Below are 19,377 nucleotides of genomic sequence, written 5' to 3'. Positions count from 1 at the left end.
AACATGAAGTTTTACACGTCAATTTTTCTTTTTTTCTTAGCTTTTTTAAATACTCAGGCCCAAAATATTAAGGTTTTAAACAGTATTACAAAAGAACCTATTATAGGCGTAGCCATATATAATATTGATAAAACTAAAAGTATAATTACCAATTTTAGAGGTGAAGCTGATATTTCAGAGTTTTCTGAAACCGAAGACATTTACCTAAAACACCTATCGCACATACTAAAAACCATTACAAAACAAACCTTAGGTAACAGCAACACCGTTTTTTTAGAAGCTAATACCCAAGGGCTTGAAGAAATTGTTATTTCAGCATCTAAATTCATACAAAACAAAAAAGATATCCCGCAAAAAATAGTAAGTGTAAATGCCCAAAACATTCAATTTACAAATCCGCAAACCAGTGCAGATTTATTGGAAACCACTGGGCAAGTGTACATTCAAAAAAGCCAATTAGGTGGTGGTAGCCCCATGATTAGAGGCTTCTCAACAAACCGCCTTTTAATTACTGTAGATGGTATTAGAATGAACAATGCTATTTTTAGAGGCGGCAACCTACAAAATGTTATTTCTATTGATCCGTTTTCTATTGAAAACACTGAGGTTACTTTAGGCGCAGGCTCTGTAATTTATGGTAGTGATGCCGTTGGTGGTGTTATGAGTTTTTACACCCAAAAACCGCAATTATCATACACAGACTCGTTACTTTTTAAAGCCAATGCAATATTAAGATACGCCTCTGCAAATAATGAAAACACAGGGCATTTCAATTTTAATTTAGGTTACAAAAAATGGGCTTTTTTAACAAGTGCCAGTTATACAGATTTTGATGATTTACGCATGGGTTCTCATGGCCCTTCAGATTATTTGCGCCCTGAGTTTGTTTTAACAACCAATAACACAGACCAAATTATTACCAACACAAACCCTAAAAAACAAAAACAAACAGGCTACAACCAACTTAACTTAATGCAAAAAGTACGCTACCAGCCCTATAAAAATATAAGTTTTGATTTAGGCTTGTATTACACCACCACATCAGATATTCCAAGGTACGATAGGTTAATACGATACCGAGATAACACACTCCGTTCTGCCGAATGGTATTATGGGCCGCAAAACTGGTTTATGTCTAATTTAAACATCACCAAACTTAGCAGCAGCTCTAATTTATACGATAAAATTATAGCATCAGTAGCCTATCAAAATTTTGAAGAAAGCCGTATAGACCGCAACTACCAATCTGCCACCCGAAATATTAGAGAAGAACGTTTAAACGCCTACTCTTTAAACATAGATTTTGAAAAAACCTTTAGCCCTAAAACACAATTTTTTTATGGTGTAGAATATATTTACAACCAAGTAAACTCCACTGGTTTTGAAGAAGACATAAACACTAAAAACACAACACCAATAGTATCTAGATATCCAGATGGTGCCAATTGGCAATCGGCAGCAGTGTATAGTAGCATTAAATACAAACCCAACACTAAATTTGTATTTCAGTCTGGTTTGCGTTATAACCATATTGTTTCAAAAGCCAATTTTGAAGCCAATAATGCTTACTTAAATTTACCATTTAACAGCTCTAAAAACAATGCGAGTGCTTTAACCGGTACCGCTGGTGTTAGTTGGTCTCCTAATGATATTATTCAATGGAAATTAAACGCCTCATCTGCTTTTAGAGCGCCTAATATTGATGATATTGGAAAGGTTTTTGATTCTGAACCTGGCTCTGTAGTTGTACCCAATGAAAACCTTAAACCAGAATATGCTTATGGAGCAGATCTTGGCTTAAAACTAGATTTTAACAACAAAGTTGTTTTAGATTTAAATGCATATTACACCTATTTAGATAATGCTTTAGTACGAAGAGATTTTACCCTAAATGGCGAAAGTAGCATTATGTATGATGGCCAATTAAGCAACGTACAAGCCATACAAAACGCATCAAAGGCATGGATTTATGGTTTTGAAGCTGGCTTACTTGTTAACCTTACCAAAAACCTAAACCTTAACACACAATATAATATAATTGGTGGTACCGAAGAAGACAACGGCATTGAAGTACCCATACGGCACGTTTCACCTAATTTTGGAAATGCCCACATAATTTACACAAACAACAGCTTTAAAATTGATGCATTTATTAATTTTAATGATGAAATAGCTTTTGCCGATTTAGCTCCTTCGGAAATTGAAAAAGATTACATTTACGCTTCCGATGCTAACGGAAACCCATACAGCCCATCATGGTACACGCTTAATTTGCGCACACAATATAACATTGGCAAATCTACGTTATTAACAGCCAGTTTAGAAAACATTACAGACCAACGTTATAAAACATATTCATCGGGTATTGCAGCTGCTGGCCGCAATTTTATTCTATCATTAAAATATAGTTTGTAATAAAAAAAACACTTATTTAAACTTATTACTGCTACCTCTTTACAGCTTTACGGCTGATTTCAATACCATTTGATAGCATTACTTTAGCCACAAACACGCTGCTTTTTAATTTTGATACGTTATATGTTTCTGTACTGCTATTTCCGTTAAAACTATAAAGCGTTCTACCTAAAACATCGTAAATTTTTACGGTTTTAATTGTTACATTATTGCTAGTGCTAAACTGCACAAAATCGTCTTGTAAAGCCGTAATTTTTAAACTGTTGTTATTAGCAATTGCTGTATTTGTATGTAAAGCTGCATTACTAAATACAATTTGAAAACGCTCATTAAACGTGCCTGTTTCTGAAGTAAATGTATAATCAGATTCCGATAAATTATGCGTTTTCCCCAACAAATTATCTTTTAAATACACAGGATTATTGGTTAAAAAATCACCCTGTAATTTAGCTAAAGACAAAGTGTAAAGCGTTGCCACATCAATATTGGTTTTAAATCCTAAAGCTATTTGCTCGTTTTCATTTAAACTGTTTGGTGCTTTACCTTGAATTACAAATGTTTTATTTGAGTTTTCTATTTGTGAGTATAAGGCAGCATAGGTAGTTGGTGCTATAATTTTTTTAGCATCATAAAAAGCGCCATCATCGTTATTAGTAGCACCATTAACATAAGCCACTAAAATTTGATTAAACACACCGTTATCCGATGTTAAATTAATCCAAAACTTATTGTCTTCTGAAACAGCTTTCTTTTTTGCATTACCATTTTTGAAGAACACACTATTATCTGGAGATAAATTTAAGCGCCTCATACCATTGTTGAATATAACTGTTCCTGAGTTTGATGGTGCACTATCAGAAAAAGACACAAAGAAACCTTGACCCGACGGTATAAACCCGGTAGTTGTAATACCATCACCACCTGTTGTACCACCAGAACCATTTTCAACAGCATAATCTGATATTGAAAAATTTAATCCACTATTACCATTTTCAGTACTGTTATAATCTGTGTTTTGAGACCAGAAATAAACAGCTCCGTCTAATGGACCAGCTGGATATAAATTTTGTGCCATAAACTCATTAACATTTATTGCAGATGGGTACGGGTTACCAATAAAATTCCAGTTATCATCTAAATTAGTATTATCATTTCTGTCAACAGGTACTGTTACTACTCCGTTATTAAAAGTACCAATAAACGAGTATCTATAGTTTACAGCTGGAAAAGGTAGCATTGCTACTTCAGAGTGTGTTGCGGCGTACCCAACGCCAGGTATCATAAGATTTATGCCACTTACCCATTGCCAATCATCACCCTCATCATCAATACCATCTTGTCCTGCAACAAATGTATTATTGTTATTTGTTTCAGCTAATTCATCGTTATAGAGGGCTCCGTTGTATGTAAATATTCTATCACTATCAGCATCACCTAATGCTGTACCAACTGTTGCATTTGTAACAGGCGAACTCCAATACGTGTACTCGTACCAATTGTCAATGGGAGCTGTTAGCTTATCAACTTGCATAATACCATTATTTGTAACAACACCTGTATCATTATTTTGAATAAACGCACCATATGGTTGTACAACTATAGAGGCACCAGCATTAACAATTATATCATTTTGTACCTCAACATAATCACCATCAGCTATATTTAAAATGCCAGTAGTAACTGTAATTGAGCACGCACTAATGCTACCGTCAATAGCTGTATCATAATTTGAAGCAATTATAACTTCGGTTGATAAATCAGGTGTCCCATTACTCCAACCTGCATTCCATGTTGTAGATGAGGTACAACATCCTATTGGGGCATCACCAAAACCACTCATATTTGTTCCGACAGCAATTGCATCAAAACGAATACTTGGGTCTGACCACCCTATTAAATCACCTGAACAAACACCATATTTAACTTGTAAATTATCGTTTTCTGTACTAACACCACTACCAGACCAAGCTGTACCTGGATCTGTTCCACAAGTTCCAAACGTATCTTGTAAAACTCCACCTAGATATAACTGTAATGCATCATCACCATTAAAATTAAAACCATAATTTGTTGTTCCTGATAAATTAACTCCGTTTGTTATAGCGTATGCTGTTAAATCAGAGGTTCCTATAACCCACACTTCATTAGCTCTTAAAATCCCAGATGTTATAATTGCACCTGATAAAGGTGAACATGTACCTCCATTTCTTCCTAGATAAACCTGTAAATTATTTGCAGCAGAAAAAGTAATATCAACACCCGACGCATTAAATATTTCTAATCCTTTTGGAGTTAATCCAGAAGAAGTTTCAATATATTGACTAATAAAAATGTCTTGCCCAAAGCTAAAATTTAAAGCCAAAAGCAGTGTTATAATGGTTGAGAGTTGTTTCATGGTACTAATATTAGTTGTTTGTTGTTAGGGTTTTATGTTTATACTTTTAAAACTGCTAATGCTTTTATATTTTTGGTGCTTATGCGGCAACAAAAAAATACTTATACGGTACAAGAGGCTACAAAAAAAATAGAGCACTATTGCGCGTACCAAGAACGCTGCCATAAAGAGGTTAGGCAAAAGCTACAAGGTATGCACATGATACCCGAAGCCATAGATGTTATTATTGTACATCTATTACAGCATAACTACCTTAATGAGGAACGTTTTGCCAAAACATTTGTTAGCGGTAAGTTTAGAATTAAGAAATGGGGGCGGCGCCGTTTAACTCAAGAACTTAAATTAAAGGACATTAGCAAAGTTAATATAAACCGTGCACTTGCTGAAATTACAGAAATGGATTACATCGAGGTTTTTAATGCTTTAGCCGAAAAAAAAGCTGACAGTATTACTGAAACTAACCTTATGAAAAAACGAAAAAAACTCATTGATTTTTTACTATATCGTGGTTGGGAACCGCATTTAGTGTACGAAAAAGCTAATGAACTAGCGCATTGAGTTTTTTAAAAACTTGCTATTTTGAAACTTAAGTGAATAAACACCTTTTTTTTGTACAATTACAAAGCAGCACTTTCTTATAATGACAATATAAACTGTACGTAACAAAAAAAGATAGCTTTAAAAGCTATCTTTTTAAATATTGTTTTTACTTTTTTTTAAATATTGAAACTTGCGCCAAAACTTACATTAAATTGATTGTGAAGTTTTTCGGCAGGTGTTAAAGTATCACTATTGTATTTAGCAAATGGTGCATTTAATTCAGAATAAATACCAAAACCACTAGAAAAGAAATAGCGCAACCCTAAATGACCTCCAAAGTTTTTTAAACCAAGGCCTAAACCTGGGTATACATCAAAATTATCATCTACATTAATAACGTTGCCTAAGTTGGCACTAAAACGGGCTCTTACGTCAATTCTATCGCCAAAATCGGCATCAATAGCTTCTTCAACGCTTAAAAGATAGGTTGATGCTAAACCAATTGATATGTTTTCGCCAATACCATAATCATAAGTTACATTAATACCGGTACCGTTGTCTTGAAAATTGGCGCCTACTTGAAATTTGTTGTCTGTGTTACCAATAAAAGCCTGAGCATTAACAAATACAACGCTTAATAAGGCTACTACTAAAATTATGTTCTTTTTCATTATTTGGGATATTAATTTTAAGCGGCAAATATACTACATCTTTTGTAAACTAATCCTTAAATGTTTAAATGTTTGTGTGTACGTGTAATGGCTTTTTGGTTTTTCCAATCTATCCATTTTTGGCCTTTTATTTTTCGCATAGCGTTATCAAAATGGCGCATTATAAGTATGTTATAAAGTGCTTTACTAAAGTTTTTTGGGTTACGGGCAATGGCACGTAAACTCATTGAAAAGCCTGGTGTTAGGTATTTCATGTAGTGCCAATAACCTTCGGGCATGTATAAAATTTCGCCATGTTTTAGTTCTGTTTTATAGCCTTGTGCATGTTTTAATGCGGGCCATTTTTCAAAATTGGGGTTACTAAAATCTATATCTTCGCGGGTTATTAATGCGTGTGGTATTTTGTATAAAAATTTATTTTGTTTTTGATTAAATAGAATACATTGCTTTTTTCCTTCAAAATGAAAATGAAAAATGTTAGCTAAATCTATATCATAATGCATAAATGTATGCGAATTGGTACCACCAAAAAATAACATTGGAATACCCTTCATGAGTTTTAGCCCAAAATCTGGAAATTTAAAATCTTTTTGTAACTGCGGAATTTCTTTTAAAATATTCCACAGAAAAATACGATATTTTGTGGGCTCTTTTTTAAGTAAATCAATGTAATCGGCCATTTTCATTTTAGCGTGTGGCTCGTTAAAACCTTCTTTATAATCAACTGGCCTGTCATCATAAAGTGGTACAACGGTATTACCTGCAATGGTTTTTATATACTCTAAATTCCATTTTTTGTATGCAGGCCAATCATCAATAAAACGCTCAATAACCACAGGTTTTTGAGGCTTAAAGTAGTTTTTTATAAACTCTTGTTTGGTTATGTTTTTTACTCTTGGAACTTCTTGTAGGTTCAATTTCAATTTACTTAAAATTAGTTGGCAAAGTTAAGTAAACGTTAAGTAACTACATTACTATTTTTTGTTTTGCCTGTTTTTTAACGTATTAAATAAATTAATATTGGATGTAAAAAACTAAAGCTGCATAAAAAAAGCAGCTTCATTTAAAAAATATATTTGTTGTTTTGGTTTTAGTTAAAATTATAGCGCAACCCAAATAACACATTGCTTGGTGGCATTGGCACTACACCAGACTCTATATAATCTGCATCAAAAATATTAGCTGCTGTTACAGTAAATTCTAATTGGTTTAAGTTTATAATTGCCGAGGCATCCCAAACATTATAGCTTAAACCTTCGGTACGTTCGGCATGTTTATATACTACATTTAAGTTAATGTTGTTTGACACTTTTGTGTTTAAACGCCCTGTAAAATGATGTTTTAATGAGTTTATAGAATACCTTGAAAACGGTATATTTAACGTGCCAACTTCGTCTTCAATAAACGTATAACCAAAAGCTATATTTTGTGGCTTATTTGCTATTGTAAAGTTGTAGCCTGCATTAACCTCAAAACCTTTTGTATACAAATCTCTTAGGTTTGTTGCAGTAAAAGGGTCGTCTTCTAAAACTTTTACATAGTCTATTAATTTACTAGCATCTCTGTAAAAAAGTGCAAATGATGCTGTTACTTTTTGTGAAAAATATTTACCACCAAACTCGGCAGATAAGGCTTCTTCTGGCTCTAAATTTTCGTTTCCAACGGTTGCTGGATCTGCGTAATACAAATCTGTATATGTTGGTATTCTGTACGTGTAACCTGTGTTTGTATAAAGTTTAAAATTATCGGTTAGTTTGTAACCAACATCTAAACCAGGGAATGCATGAAATTTAAAATCTGAAAAATAGGTTACAGCTACACCCGGTGTAATATCTAGTTTATTATTAAATAATTTAAATTGATGCTCTAAAAACATATTAACCATAAACCTATTACGTTTGCCCAAGTTGTTACTTCTAATGTAAATTTTTGATACATCTACACCAAAACCTGTAACACCAAGTTTAGAGTTGTATGATGCGTTAACCTCTGCTCCTATTTTATTTGTAATATGTAAGTTTCTGTAAAAGTTAGGCTCGTTTCGTCTTAATAAAAATATATCCTGATTACGTTTCCAGTAAACACGTGGTTTAATTTTTAATTGGTTTGATTTGAATGCTGTTGTAAACCCAAGCAAACTGTTTTGTGTTTCTTCGTATTCGTTAAATGTTGGGTTGGTGGTGTAGAAATTTTCGGCACCAAATTTTCTTTCAAAAAATGTAGCAATCATTTCAATAGGTTGTGCATTTTTATTGAATACACTCTTTAAAAAGTAGTTGGAGTTTTCATAATCTGAATTTACTCTATAACCTTCAGAAGTTAATTTACCTGCATGTATAATATGTGATGAATTCTCTAACTCAGAGCCTACAGTTACTGAGCCGTTTAACTGCCCAAAAGAACCTGTTTCTAAATTTGCAGATACTGTATTTTTTAACTGTTTTTTAGTTACAATATTTATGGCTCCTGTAAATGCATTTTGCCCAAATACACGAGCTGCTGGCCCTTTTATAATTTCAATACGCTCAATAACTTCTATGGGTAATGCAGCATTCATGGTGTGGTGGCCTGTTTGTGCATCGTCCATTTTTATACCATCTATTAACAACAAAGTTTGGTCAAAACTACCACCACGAATGTACAAATCTGCTTGACTTCCGGCAGTACCTCTTCGGCGAATATCTACACCTGCTACCTGTTGTAATAATTCTGCTACTGTTGTTGCGGCACTGTTTTTTATATCTGTTGCCGAAATAACGTCTATGGTTCTAGAGTTTTCTTTAAAAGGTAAATCTATTCTGGTTGAAGCAATTAAAACGGTATCTAACTTTTGGTCTTGTGGTGTTTGTTGTGCAAAACCAGTTACCGTTAACAATGCTAAAAAAGCTGTAAAAACTACTGTTGTTTTCATGTATTAAATTGATTATTTAAAAGCGGTGCAAAATTCGTAACTTTCCGGACGATTTGTGTAGTCCAGTTTTAAAACTATGAATAGTCCGGTTGTAAATATTTTAGAACAGTTAATTACGTTTGAAAAAACAGGCACTAACCCTGTTTACATTCAAATTGCCCAACAAATTATAAATGCTATTCAGCGCGGATATTTATTAAAAGGCACCGTATTACCAGGAACACGTACCTTTAGTAATTTATTAAAAATACACCGTAATACCGCCGTGGCCGTTTATGATGAGTTGGCATCACAAGGTTGGGTAGAAATTATACCTAACAAAGGCACGTTTGTATTGGTACCCAAACAAGGCAACGCGCCTATTAAAGCAACTGTACAGCGTAATATTGATGATGCTTATGAATACTCTAAAACTACCGGATTTCCATTTCAGCAATCCTTACATTTGGCTTCTACGACCGAAAAAACCAATGCAAAATTTATAATTAATGACGGAAAACCAGATTTAAGGTTGCATCCCATACATCAATTTTCACGCTGGTATAGCGCTGTAATGAAACGTAAATTGGTGGTTAATAAGTGGAATGACACCAATACATCGGCATCAATTTTCCACACACATATTTGCAATTACCTAAACGCCACACGCGGTTTTCATATAAAGCCAAACAATTTTATTAGTACCAGAAGCACTGAAATGAGTTTGTACATTGTTTCTCAACTTCTTATAAAACCAAACGATATTGTTTTGGTTGGCAATTTAAGTAATTACGCTGCTAATATGATTTTTCAGCAAGCTGGCGCTACTATAAAAACAATTCCTGTTGATGCAGATGGTTTAAACATAGAATACATTAAAACACATTTTATAAAACACCGCATAAGGTGCATTTATATTTGCGCAAACAGGCACTATCCAACCACACAAACATTAAGTGCAAAAAGGCGTTTAGAACTTTTAAACCTTGCTAAAACCTACAAATTTGCCATTATTGAAGATGATTTTGATTACGATTTTCAATTTGAAGGTTCTGCCATGTTACCCTTGGCAAGCGCCGATGTTAATGGCATGGTAATTTACCTAGGCAAGTTAGGGCAATCATTATTTCCTAGTTTTCAAACAGGGTTTGTGGTAGCTCCAGAAAATTTAATTGCCGAAGCTAAAAACTATTTACAGTTGCTTGACGAACAAGGCGATATTATACAACAACAAATGCTTGCCGAATTAATTGATGAAGGTGAAATTTACAGACTTACAAAAAAAAATGTAGTAGTATACAAGCAACGGCGTGATATTTTATGTAAGCACCTTCACACCTATTTTAAAAACAAAATAACTTTTGAAATTCCAAACGGTGGATTAGCCATTTGGTTACAATTTAAACCTAAAGTTTCATTAATTAAATACGCCGAAGCTACTAAAAAGCAAGGTGTTTTTTTACCAAAAACCATTTTATACCAAGACAAATACACTTGTGCCATTAGGTTTGGCTATGGACATTTAAACGAAACTGAAATTAAAACGGTTGTTGAAAAACTGTGGCTTGCATACTGCCATGTGGTAAATTAACTGCATTATTTAAATGTTAGTATTATATAAATTGTACTTTTGAATTTAACCTAAGCATTTATTATTATGAAACGTTTTCTTGTTGCTATTATATTTTTAATATCATATTCTGCACTGTCTCAAAACAACCATATTGTTAAAACTGAAGATGGGCGTCGTGTTTTACTTAAAGCCAATTTTACTTGGGAATACATTGATTTAAAAGCGCCAACAAACGCACAAACCAATACAATTACAACAAACAATAACACCTGCAATTTACCCGCAGATTTTAAAGAGCCTAAACTTAATAAAAAAATACAAACACAATTAAAAAAAGGGCGCGCTACCATAACACACATAAAAAAACGTGTTGCTAAAGATTACAAATGTAGCGTTGATGATGTTGTACTTATATCAGTTAAAGAAAGTAAAGCTACCGCTATTTATAATTTTTGTGCTAACGGCACCACAACAACCTATAAACGCACAGGCCACAGTTTTTCAAAAAAGTTAGATATTTTTTAGAAATTATTTTATGCAAAATAGACTAAAGGTTTTTTTAAAATACCCTAATAAAAAAAGTGTTTTCACAATACTTAAAGAAGTTATAATTCTTACAATTAAAAAAAGAGAAATTCCTTACTACTATTTTAAATTTCTGTATAGAAAAGACGCCAAAAATTTTTTAGAACACCTGAGTTTAAAAGAACAACAAAAACTACAAACGCATAAAAAAATACACAATCCTGCGCTTACAAACACTGTAAATAATAAATTGTTTTTTGCTTTAACAAGTAAGCAAAACAACTTAAAAACGCCCAAACTTATTGGTTATAACTTTTATACTAGCTTTTATTATAATGGGCAAATGCACAATTTAAGCACGCTAACATCTGCCATTAAAACATTTGAACTTATTTTTAATACTGAAAATATTGAAGCTATTTTTGTAAGACCTCCAGCGGATTATGGCGGCAGAGGCTGCTTTAAAATAACAGCTAAAAATTACAAAGAAGCATTAAAAAACTCATACCACAACACTATAATTAAAGGCAACTTTGTTTTTACTGAAATTATTAAACAACACCATTTAATTAATAAAATACACAGCAGCTCATTAAACACCTTAAGAATTATAACCGTTATAACAAAAGAAGGTACTACCAAAATTGTTGCTGCCATTATTAGGTTTGGTGTTGGAGATAGTATTGTAGATAACTCTGCAGCGGGTGGTTTTTTTGTGGGTATTAATATTAATGAAGGCACCTTACAAAAACACGGCTATTATTTTCCTGAATATGGCGGGCACCTAATAACAAAACACCCCAACAGTAATGTAGCTTTTGAAGGTTTTAAAATACCTTATTTTGAAGAAGCTTGTACCACAGTTATTAATGCGGTTAATTATTTTCCTGATAGGTTAATTGGTTGGGATGTTGCCATTACACCAAACGGACCTGTTATTATTGAAGCAAACACATCGCCACACCTACAATCAATGAATATGATTACCAATGGGTTTTTACAAAACAAACACATAAAAAACCTATTACATGAGGTAAACTAACACCTCTTTTTTTAAAAATAAACCACTTTACCTTGTTGCTTGGTTGCGGCTTTGTTTATCCATTTAAAATCATTCCTAACTGTTGCGTCTAATAAATCTATTTTCAATAATTCTGACAATTCAAAAGCTATCGTAAAAGCATCTTTATAATTAAATTCTTCATATAAATCCCAATGTTTATTTTTGTTATTCCATAAATTCACCTGATACACATTCCTGTCAATAGCAAACAATGATACATAATCAATTTGTGGTAGTTTTTTCCATTTTCCAAACTTCAATATACCTAAAGCAAACTCCCGTTTAAAAAGTTTCTTTTCAAAATCGAAATAACAATTTATTGTATATGAGCAATAAATTCCAATAAAAAGAAGAATGAAAACAATCTGCAACAAATCAAAATGCGCATAAAAATGTTTTTGCCTCAATGAAAATTTCATGGTGCTAACAAAATATATAATCGCTCCAATTGTTGCCGTAAAACACAATGCAGCAACCACCCTAAAAAACAAAGAATTCCGTCTTTCTATATATTCTACGTATTTACTAACCATCAAAACAAATGTATAAAAAGCATATCTTTATCTTTCAAAAATAAACCACACATTTGCAAACAAACATAGCATACACACACGTTTCAACTAAACTTGAATTACTTCAAATTTTAGAACTTCAAAAAGCCAATTTAATATCAAATGTTTCTGAAAACATAAAACAAAAAGAAGGCTTTGTAACCGTGCATCATTCTTTTGAAATTCTGCAAACCATGAACAATGCCTGCCCACATATAATTGCAAAACATAATAACAACGTTATTGGTTATGCCCTTACAATGCTAAAAGATTTTAAAAATGATATTGATATTTTAAAACCAATGTTTAGCCATATTGAATCCGTTGTAAACCCCAATTTAAACTACGTAGTTATGGGGCAAATTTGTATTGATAAAAATTTTAGAAGACAAGGTGTTTTTAAGGGGCTATACAACCACATGGCACACAGCCTTAAAAACCAATTTAGTTGTATTATTACGTTAATTGATAGCAAAAACACCCGCTCCATAAATGCTCACAAAGCTGTTGGATTTAAAACTTTAAAAACATTTTCTCAAGCCGAAAAAAATTTAAATCTGGTTATTTTAAATATTTAAAACATCATTTTCTTGTATCTTTACAGTCTATGTTTGCACTAGTAGATTGTAATAATTTTTATGCTTCATGCGAACGTGTTTTTAACCCTAATTTACAAGGAAAACCCATTGCTATACTTAGCAATAATGATGGTTGCGTAATTTCACGTAGTGATGAAGCCAAAGCGTTAAATTTGCCTATGGGCGCACCTATTTTTAAATGGGATAGCTTCTGTAAGGCAAACAATATTACCGTGCTTTCATCTAACTACCCACTTTACGGCGATATGAGTAGTAGGGTTATGAATATACTAAAACAATTTACACCCGATGTTGAAGTATATAGCATAGACGAAGCCTTTATGCAATTTAAAGGTTTTGAAAACTACAACCTTAACAACTACGGCCATCAAATGCGAACACGCATTTTAAAATGGACAGGTATACCAACCTGTGTAGGCATTGCGCCCACAAAATCACTCAGTAAAATTGCCAATAAAATAGCCCGTAAATTTCCTAATGAAACCGGTGGCGTATATGTAATTGATTCTGAAGAAAAACGCCTAAAAGCCTTAAACTGGATTAACATAAAAGATGTTTGGGGTATTGGCCGTGGGTTTCACAAAAGCCTAAGCAGCAAAGGCTGCAAAAAAGCCATACACTTTGTAAACCTGCCCAACGCTTGGGTACGCAACAACTTTGGCACCACAGGCTTTAAATTAAAAAAAGATTTAGAAGGCATACCACAAATAACGCTAGATGAACCTACAAACAAAAAAGCTATTGCCACAACACGTAGTTTCGATTTTTCTTATAACGACATAAACTACATAAAAGAACGCATTGCCACATTTGCCACAACCTGTGCCGAAAAACTACGCAAACAACACTCCAGTTGTTACGTAATATATGTAACCCTTAGTAGTGATAGGCATAAAAAAAACGCACAACAACACCGCGGTAGCGCCGTAATAAACCTGCCCTATCCTACAAATTCTTCGCTAATAATTAGCACCGAAGCCGTAAAAGCCGTAACCTCAATTTTTAAAAAAGGCATTAAATACAAAAAAGCAGGCGTTGTAGTATCAGGTTTGGTGCCAACCAACAACCTTCAACTTAATATGTTTGAAAAAGAAAACCCCAAACACCAACCACTCATGCAATCAATAGACAAGCTAAACAACAAATACGGCCACTATAAAATAAAACTAGCAAGCCAAGACTTAAAACGCACCTGGAAAATGCGTCAAGAGCACCTATCGCCCAAATACACAACTAATATAAAAGACATTATTGTGGTAAAATAATTAGTATCTTTATGGCGTTACCACAAGGGTCGGGCTTTCACTAGTCGCTCTCTGCGAGGAGCTCCAACAAACCGTTCAATCCCTAACGCAAAACAACACCAAAAAAATGATATTACACAAATCTGCAAATTTAACCTTCTTCACACCTCAAAACGCACAAGATGACGCCTTAGGCGCCTTATTTATTGATGCCGGCATTTCAGCAGGATTTCCATCACCTGCCGAAGATTTTAAAGAGCAACGCCTATCATTAGACAAAGAACTTATAAAAAACAAAGAAGCCACATTTTTTGCACGTGTTAGCGGGCAATCTATGGTTGGTGCAGGTTTAGATGATAATGATTTACTGGTAATAGACCGCAGTATAGAACCCACAAACAATAAAATAGCCGTTTGCTTTTTAGATGGTGAGTTTACCGTAAAACGCCTAAAAGTAGAAAATAATGAAGTTTGGCTGCAACCAGAAAACCCCAATTACCCAATAATTAAAATAACTCCAGAAAATGAGTTTGTTATTTGGGGTATTGTAACCAATGTTATTAAAAAAGTGTAATTATAATATAAAAGTTACTGCCATCATATTAACATGTTTAGAAAGTTTTTTCTATTATATATTTTCACGCTTTTCCAATTTTGTATTGCTCAAAAAAGCAAACATGATAGCATATTAAAACAAGCCCAACAAAATATAGAAATATCTAAACACCTAACTTCTATTGCAAATTACCCAGAGGCATATGATAAACTTTGGAGTGCCTTAATAATTTCAGATTCTTTAAACAATCTAAAAATTAAATACGAAGCACACAAAAACTTATCATTATTATATTCTATATTTTATAACAAAGAAAAAGCCTTTGCCTCTATAGATTCTATGTTTGTATACGCAAACAAACTAGGTATTTTAAAAAAGCCAAAACAAAAATCTAATTTATATTATTCGGCTGCTTTAACCTACAGAATGAACCAAAAATACGCTTTAGCTAAACAACACCTAGATGTATGCGAATATATTTTAGACTCTATTAATAGCTCATTTAACGAAAAGCTTTATGTATTAACAGAAAAAGCCCACATTTATACCTTAACAGGAAGTTATAATGCTTCAGAAAAAATATTAAACAAAATTTTAAATCAAATTTCAGATAATCATGATTACGCCTCTATTATTTATTCTATGCTAGGAGATTTATATGCTGAAAAAAATGAAAAACTAAAAGCCTTAAAATTTTACAATAAGTGTTTAAACATTATTTCTAGAAAAAACATAAGAGTAGGCATTAAAGTAGAATTGTTAGAAAAAATATCTCAGTTAAATAGTCAAATAGGAAATTATAAATTGGCTTTTAAGCAAATGACAGCTTCAAAAATTCTAGGAGATAGCCTATTTGGAAGCCAAAGCAAAAGAAACAAACAACTATTTGAAATTAAAGACTCATACAGAAAATCTATAATAGAAAATAACAAGCTTAAAAAAGAACAAGAATTACAAGCAATAAAAACACAAAAAGAAAAACTTAATTTACAATTATTATTTGCCATAATATTGTTTGCTATAACTGTTATTGCAACGCTTTTTGGAGTTTGGTTATTACGTAAAAAACATACAGCCGAAAAGAATTTAGCTGCAGAAAAAGCTAATACCGAAGTAGAAATTAAGAAAAAAGAATTAGCCGTAACAGCGCTTCAATTAATAGAAAAAGACAAGTTATTAGCAGAAATTAAAAAAGGACTTGAAACTGTAAAAACTCAAGAAAATGATAGCTCTGTAGAGCAAATTAAAAGCACAATTAAAATTAATGCCGCCAAAACTTGGGATGAATTTGAAGCCAGATTTGTGCAAGTTAACAATTCTTTTTACGAATCTTTAGGTAAACAACATGCCAACCTTAGTAGAAATGAACTAAAACTATGCGCTCTTGTAAAGTTAAATTTTTCAACCAAAGAAATGGCTGAACTATTAGGAATTTCAGCCGATAGCGTAAACAAAGCACGTTATAGACTTAGAAAAAAACTAGGGCTACAAAGAGATGATAATTTAGTTACTTATATAAACTCTATTTAATTCATATATAAAAAAATTATGTTGCCCAAAAAGTTATGCTTTTGTTAACCTGAACTTGTTTCAGGTTTTCATAAGACATGTTAGATGTTGGATGAGATTCTAAAATAAATTCAGAATGACAGTAAGTATTTAACAATTTTAAGGCAACATAATTTCTTATTTGTGGTATGCTACTTATTTAGATCTATTTACAATTTTAGATATTATAAAAGGTTTTTTATTATTCCCTGGAGGAATAATTTTTATGGCATTATGCTCAACCTCACCTTGTAATGTTTTAATTTGTAATCGCACTGGTTTCCCATATTCTGGCGGAATAGGTATTTTAATGGCCTGAGATTTTTTCCAAGCTACCTCATAAGTATCAATTTTAATTCCTTCCATTGACGCTTCAATTATAGCATTATTTGAAGTTGATTTAAATAATAATTCAGCATCCCATGTGTTTACATAAACGCCTGGATCTATAAAAGTAATTTCATATTCTATCCATTTTGAAGAATCATCTGTATTATTGTTACTATTAGCAGTATTAAAGTTTCCATCTTTATATAAATAATCCCAAGATTTTGATCGGTTAGCGTCATCAGCATTATAATAACCACTCTTTTGTCCAACTTTAATATTAGGGATTATGCCATTATCTACTGAAACTGTTTTAGTAGCAACAATTTTTTCACTAGACTGCCCAATCATAATTTCAAAATCGCCAGCTTCAACCTCAAACTGTTTTGATTTAACATTATATCTTGAGAAGGCTTCATATGGTAATTTTATAGAAACCGTTTTAGCATTGCCAGCAGAAACACTAACACGTTTAAACCCTTTCAATGCTTTTACTGGTGTAATTTCAGAAGCTTTAACATCACGAACATAAACTTGTACAATTTCGTCTCCATCCATATTACCAATGTTTGAAACTTTGGCAGTAACTATAACATCTTTATTCGCTTTTATACGACTTTTACTCACCTTTAAATCTGAAATTTCAAAATTTGTATAACTTAAACCAAAGCCAAACGGATATAAAGGTTTCTTTTTAGAATACATGTATGTTCGCCCAACTTCAGGACCGTAATCGTCTTTCCAAGTTTGAATGTTATAATCATGCATATGAGGTAAATCTCTTTCAGATTTCACCCAAGTTGTGTTTAATTTCCCTCCTGGGTTTACTTCACCAAACAATACTTTAGCTAATGCAGTACCTTGCTCTTGCCCATTAGCCCAAGCACAAATAATTCCGGGTAAATTTTTCTGCTCCCATCCAATAGACGTAGAACCACTTGGAATAACCACAAGAATAACATTTTTATTTACCGCTTGCACCGCTTTAATAAGTTCATGCTGTTTTCCTGGTAAACTTAAAGACATTCTATCTTTGGTTTCTGTAGCAGTAGATTCATCATTACCAACCACCAAAATAACGTAATCTGATTTTTTTGCCAGAGCAACCGCTTCATCAATTTTTTGTTGGTCTTCAGAATCTCCCGTAACAGAGCAACCTACGGCAAAATTGACTTCGCCCTTAGCTCTTTTTTTAATACCATCTAGTGGAGACACTTTACTACTAGGGTTACCAGAATAAATACCTAACCAACAACGATTGGCGAAAGGCCCAATAACTGCCAACTTACTATCATCATTCTTAAGTGGTAGAATATTATCATTTTTAAGAAGTACAATAGATTGTTCTGCAGCTTTGAGTGCTAATTGTTTGTGCGCATCGCATTCTAAAACACTAGATGGAATTTTAGAATACGGATTTAACGAAGCATCATCAAAATCACCAGTCATAAATCGTAATCTTAGTAATCTTCTTACCGAAACATCAAGTTCATCTTCAGTTAATAAACCTTGTTCTATAGCAGGTTTAAGTGCTTTTACAAAAGGGGCTTTTCTTGTTTTGTGTCTAAAACACTCTTGATCTACACCCGCTTTTATGGCCATTGCCGCTGCTTCTTCTTGAGTTTGTGCAAATCGCATGCGTTTTTCAATACCTTGAATGGCAGCCCAATCTGCAATAACGTACCCTTCAAAACCCCAATCATTGCGCAACACACCATTTACCAACCACTCATCTGCAGAACACGGCACACCATTTACACCATTAAGCGCAGTCATAATACCAGTGGCTTCTTCATCTACAATACACGTTTTATATGCAGGAAAATAGTACTCGTATAAATCTTTGTGTCTTACCAATGAATGGCTGTATTCTCTTCGTGTGTCTACATTGTTGGCCACATAGTGCTTAACAGTGGTTACAGTTTTTACATATTTGGGGTCGTTACCTTGCATGCCTCGAATATACATACGTGCCATTTCAGACATTAAATGTGGATCTTCGCTATAACATTCCTCATTTCTTCCCCAACGTGGGTCGCGTGCCATATTTACTGTTGGAGAAAACATCATCACCTCTTTTTTACCAGCATTTTTAAGTGCTCTTGCTTCATTAGAAATGGCCGTTGCTACGTCAAACATTAAATCTGGATTCCACGTGGATCCCATGGCATTATTTTGAGGAAACTGTGTGCAATTCCAAGCTTTTAAACCATGAAGTGCTTCTCCGTACCATACAAATGGTTCAATACCCAGTCGGTCAATACCTTCTATTGCAGAACCACAATAACTAATTTTTTCTTCAAGGGTCATTTTAGACAATAGATCTTCAACTCTATCATCTAGATTTGCATTTGGGTTTTTCCAAGTTTGGGCATCTATGTTTAATACACTCAAAAAGAAAAACACAAACAACAATGATGTTTTAAAAAATGTCATAAAAATTATTTTGTTTAATTGATACTCTCAAAGTTAATTGTTGG

Annotated in this window: 15 protein-coding genes; 9 read left to right on the top strand and 6 right to left on the bottom strand. The window is 33.1% G+C overall.

Going from position 1 to position 19,377, the window contains the following annotated elements; all coding sequences use genetic code 11:
- Nucleotides 1–3 precede the first annotated feature (3 nt).
- Nucleotides 4–2,415, top strand: a complete 2,412-nt coding sequence (locus tag ACXAG4_RS06195) for a TonB-dependent receptor plug domain-containing protein (RefSeq protein ID WP_475295202.1) — start codon at nt 4–6, stop codon at nt 2,413–2,415.
- 31 nt (nt 2,416–2,446) lie between these two features.
- Here ACXAG4_RS06195 and ACXAG4_RS06190 read toward each other — a convergent pair whose 3' ends face one another.
- On the bottom strand, nt 2,447–4,810 hold the full coding sequence (locus ACXAG4_RS06190) for a hypothetical protein (RefSeq protein WP_475295201.1): 2,364 nt from the start codon (nt 4,808–4,810) through the stop codon (nt 2,447–2,449).
- 81 nt (nt 4,811–4,891) lie between these two features.
- Between ACXAG4_RS06190 and ACXAG4_RS06185 the strand changes: the two genes are divergently transcribed.
- Nucleotides 4,892–5,368 (top strand): regulatory protein RecX, encoded by a 477-nt coding sequence (locus ACXAG4_RS06185; protein WP_475295200.1) that lies wholly within the window; start codon nt 4,892–4,894, stop codon nt 5,366–5,368.
- 158 nt (nt 5,369–5,526) lie between these two features.
- On the opposite strand, the gene ACXAG4_RS06180 is transcribed toward ACXAG4_RS06185, so the two are convergent.
- The 3 genes from ACXAG4_RS06180 to ACXAG4_RS06170 all read right to left on the bottom strand — a co-directional run bounded on the left by ACXAG4_RS06180 (nt 5,527) and on the right by ACXAG4_RS06170 (nt 8,932).
- Nucleotides 5,527–6,021, bottom strand: a complete 495-nt coding sequence (locus tag ACXAG4_RS06180; protein WP_475295199.1) for a DUF6646 family protein — start codon at nt 6,019–6,021, stop codon at nt 5,527–5,529.
- Nucleotides 6,022–6,077: 56 nt separating this feature from the next.
- On the bottom strand, nt 6,078–6,944 hold the full coding sequence (locus tag ACXAG4_RS06175) for a cupin-like domain-containing protein (RefSeq protein ID WP_475295198.1): 867 nt from the start codon (nt 6,942–6,944) through the stop codon (nt 6,078–6,080).
- A gap of 167 nt (nt 6,945–7,111) precedes the next feature.
- Nucleotides 7,112–8,932, bottom strand: a complete 1,821-nt coding sequence (locus tag ACXAG4_RS06170; RefSeq protein WP_475295197.1) for a TonB-dependent receptor plug domain-containing protein — start codon at nt 8,930–8,932, stop codon at nt 7,112–7,114.
- 76 nt (nt 8,933–9,008) lie between these two features.
- Between ACXAG4_RS06170 and ACXAG4_RS06165 the strand changes: the two genes are divergently transcribed.
- From ACXAG4_RS06165 to ACXAG4_RS06155, 3 genes are all read left to right on the top strand, one after another.
- The gene (locus ACXAG4_RS06165; RefSeq protein ID WP_475295196.1) at nt 9,009–10,502 is read left to right on the top strand and encodes an aminotransferase-like domain-containing protein; all 1,494 of its coding nucleotides are present in this window, start codon (nt 9,009–9,011) and stop codon (nt 10,500–10,502) included.
- Between the two features lie 66 nt (nt 10,503–10,568).
- Entirely contained in the window at nt 10,569–11,009 is a 441-nt protein-coding gene (locus ACXAG4_RS06160; RefSeq protein ID WP_475295195.1) for a DUF3157 family protein, read from the top strand.
- 10 nt (nt 11,010–11,019) lie between these two features.
- Nucleotides 11,020–12,051 carry a sugar-transfer associated ATP-grasp domain-containing protein gene (locus tag ACXAG4_RS06155; RefSeq protein ID WP_475295194.1) on the top strand — a complete coding sequence of 344 codons (1,032 nt, stop codon included), beginning with the start codon at nt 11,020–11,022 and terminating at the stop codon, nt 12,049–12,051.
- Between the two features lie 11 nt (nt 12,052–12,062).
- On the opposite strand, the gene ACXAG4_RS06150 is transcribed toward ACXAG4_RS06155, so the two are convergent.
- Nucleotides 12,063–12,605, bottom strand: a complete 543-nt coding sequence (locus ACXAG4_RS06150) for a hypothetical protein (RefSeq protein ID WP_475295193.1) — start codon at nt 12,603–12,605, stop codon at nt 12,063–12,065.
- 53 nt (nt 12,606–12,658) lie between these two features.
- Between ACXAG4_RS06150 and ACXAG4_RS06145 the strand changes: the two genes are divergently transcribed.
- The 4 genes from ACXAG4_RS06145 (at nt 12,659) to ACXAG4_RS06130 (ending at nt 16,552) form a co-directional block, all read left to right on the top strand.
- The gene (locus tag ACXAG4_RS06145) at nt 12,659–13,201 is read left to right on the top strand and encodes an N-acetyltransferase family protein (protein ID WP_475295192.1); all 543 of its coding nucleotides are present in this window, start codon (nt 12,659–12,661) and stop codon (nt 13,199–13,201) included.
- A 29-nt stretch (nt 13,202–13,230) separates the two neighbouring features.
- Nucleotides 13,231–14,487: a Y-family DNA polymerase gene (locus ACXAG4_RS06140; protein ID WP_475295191.1), complete on the top strand. Its 1,257-nt coding sequence runs from the start codon at nt 13,231–13,233 to the stop codon at nt 14,485–14,487.
- Nucleotides 14,488–14,593: 106 nt separating this feature from the next.
- Nucleotides 14,594–15,040 carry a LexA family protein gene (locus ACXAG4_RS06135; protein ID WP_475295190.1) on the top strand — a complete coding sequence of 149 codons (447 nt, stop codon included), beginning with the start codon at nt 14,594–14,596 and terminating at the stop codon, nt 15,038–15,040.
- Nucleotides 15,041–15,073: 33 nt separating this feature from the next.
- Nucleotides 15,074–16,552 (top strand): tetratricopeptide repeat protein, encoded by a 1,479-nt coding sequence (locus ACXAG4_RS06130; RefSeq protein ID WP_475295189.1) that lies wholly within the window; start codon nt 15,074–15,076, stop codon nt 16,550–16,552.
- 174 nt (nt 16,553–16,726) lie between these two features.
- On the opposite strand, the gene ACXAG4_RS06125 is transcribed toward ACXAG4_RS06130, so the two are convergent.
- The gene (locus ACXAG4_RS06125; protein WP_475295188.1) at nt 16,727–19,333 is read right to left on the bottom strand and encodes a glycoside hydrolase family 3 C-terminal domain-containing protein; all 2,607 of its coding nucleotides are present in this window, start codon (nt 19,331–19,333) and stop codon (nt 16,727–16,729) included.
- Between the last annotated feature and the right edge of the window lie 44 nt (nt 19,334–19,377).

This window comes from Seonamhaeicola sp. ABD4_175, assembly GCF_056160885.1.
This window is presented reverse-complemented; position numbering and strand designations above follow the sequence as displayed.

What these genes read in the sequence shown, in the direction of transcription:
- ACXAG4_RS06195 (WP_475295202.1), top strand. Translation starts at nt 4, where the DNA reads ATGAAGTTTTACACGTCAATTTTTCTTTTTTTCTTAGCTTTTTTAAAT.
- ACXAG4_RS06190 (WP_475295201.1), bottom strand. Translation starts at nt 4,810, where the DNA reads ATGAAACAACTCTCAACCATTATAACACTGCTTTTGGCTTTAAATTTT.
- ACXAG4_RS06185 (WP_475295200.1), top strand. Translation starts at nt 4,892, where the DNA reads ATGCGGCAACAAAAAAATACTTATACGGTACAAGAGGCTACAAAAAAA.
- ACXAG4_RS06180 (WP_475295199.1), bottom strand. Translation starts at nt 6,021, where the DNA reads ATGAAAAAGAACATAATTTTAGTAGTAGCCTTATTAAGCGTTGTATTT.
- ACXAG4_RS06170 (WP_475295197.1), bottom strand. Translation starts at nt 8,932, where the DNA reads ATGAAAACAACAGTAGTTTTTACAGCTTTTTTAGCATTGTTAACGGTA.
- ACXAG4_RS06165 (WP_475295196.1), top strand. Translation starts at nt 9,009, where the DNA reads ATGAATAGTCCGGTTGTAAATATTTTAGAACAGTTAATTACGTTTGAA.
- ACXAG4_RS06160 (WP_475295195.1), top strand. Translation starts at nt 10,569, where the DNA reads ATGAAACGTTTTCTTGTTGCTATTATATTTTTAATATCATATTCTGCA.
- ACXAG4_RS06155 (WP_475295194.1), top strand. Translation starts at nt 11,020, where the DNA reads ATGCAAAATAGACTAAAGGTTTTTTTAAAATACCCTAATAAAAAAAGT.
- ACXAG4_RS06150 (WP_475295193.1), bottom strand. Translation starts at nt 12,605, where the DNA reads ATGGTTAGTAAATACGTAGAATATATAGAAAGACGGAATTCTTTGTTT.
- ACXAG4_RS06140 (WP_475295191.1), top strand. Translation starts at nt 13,231, where the DNA reads ATGTTTGCACTAGTAGATTGTAATAATTTTTATGCTTCATGCGAACGT.
- ACXAG4_RS06135 (WP_475295190.1), top strand. Translation starts at nt 14,594, where the DNA reads ATGATATTACACAAATCTGCAAATTTAACCTTCTTCACACCTCAAAAC.
- ACXAG4_RS06130 (WP_475295189.1), top strand. Translation starts at nt 15,074, where the DNA reads ATGTTTAGAAAGTTTTTTCTATTATATATTTTCACGCTTTTCCAATTT.
- ACXAG4_RS06125 (WP_475295188.1), bottom strand. Translation starts at nt 19,333, where the DNA reads ATGACATTTTTTAAAACATCATTGTTGTTTGTGTTTTTCTTTTTGAGT.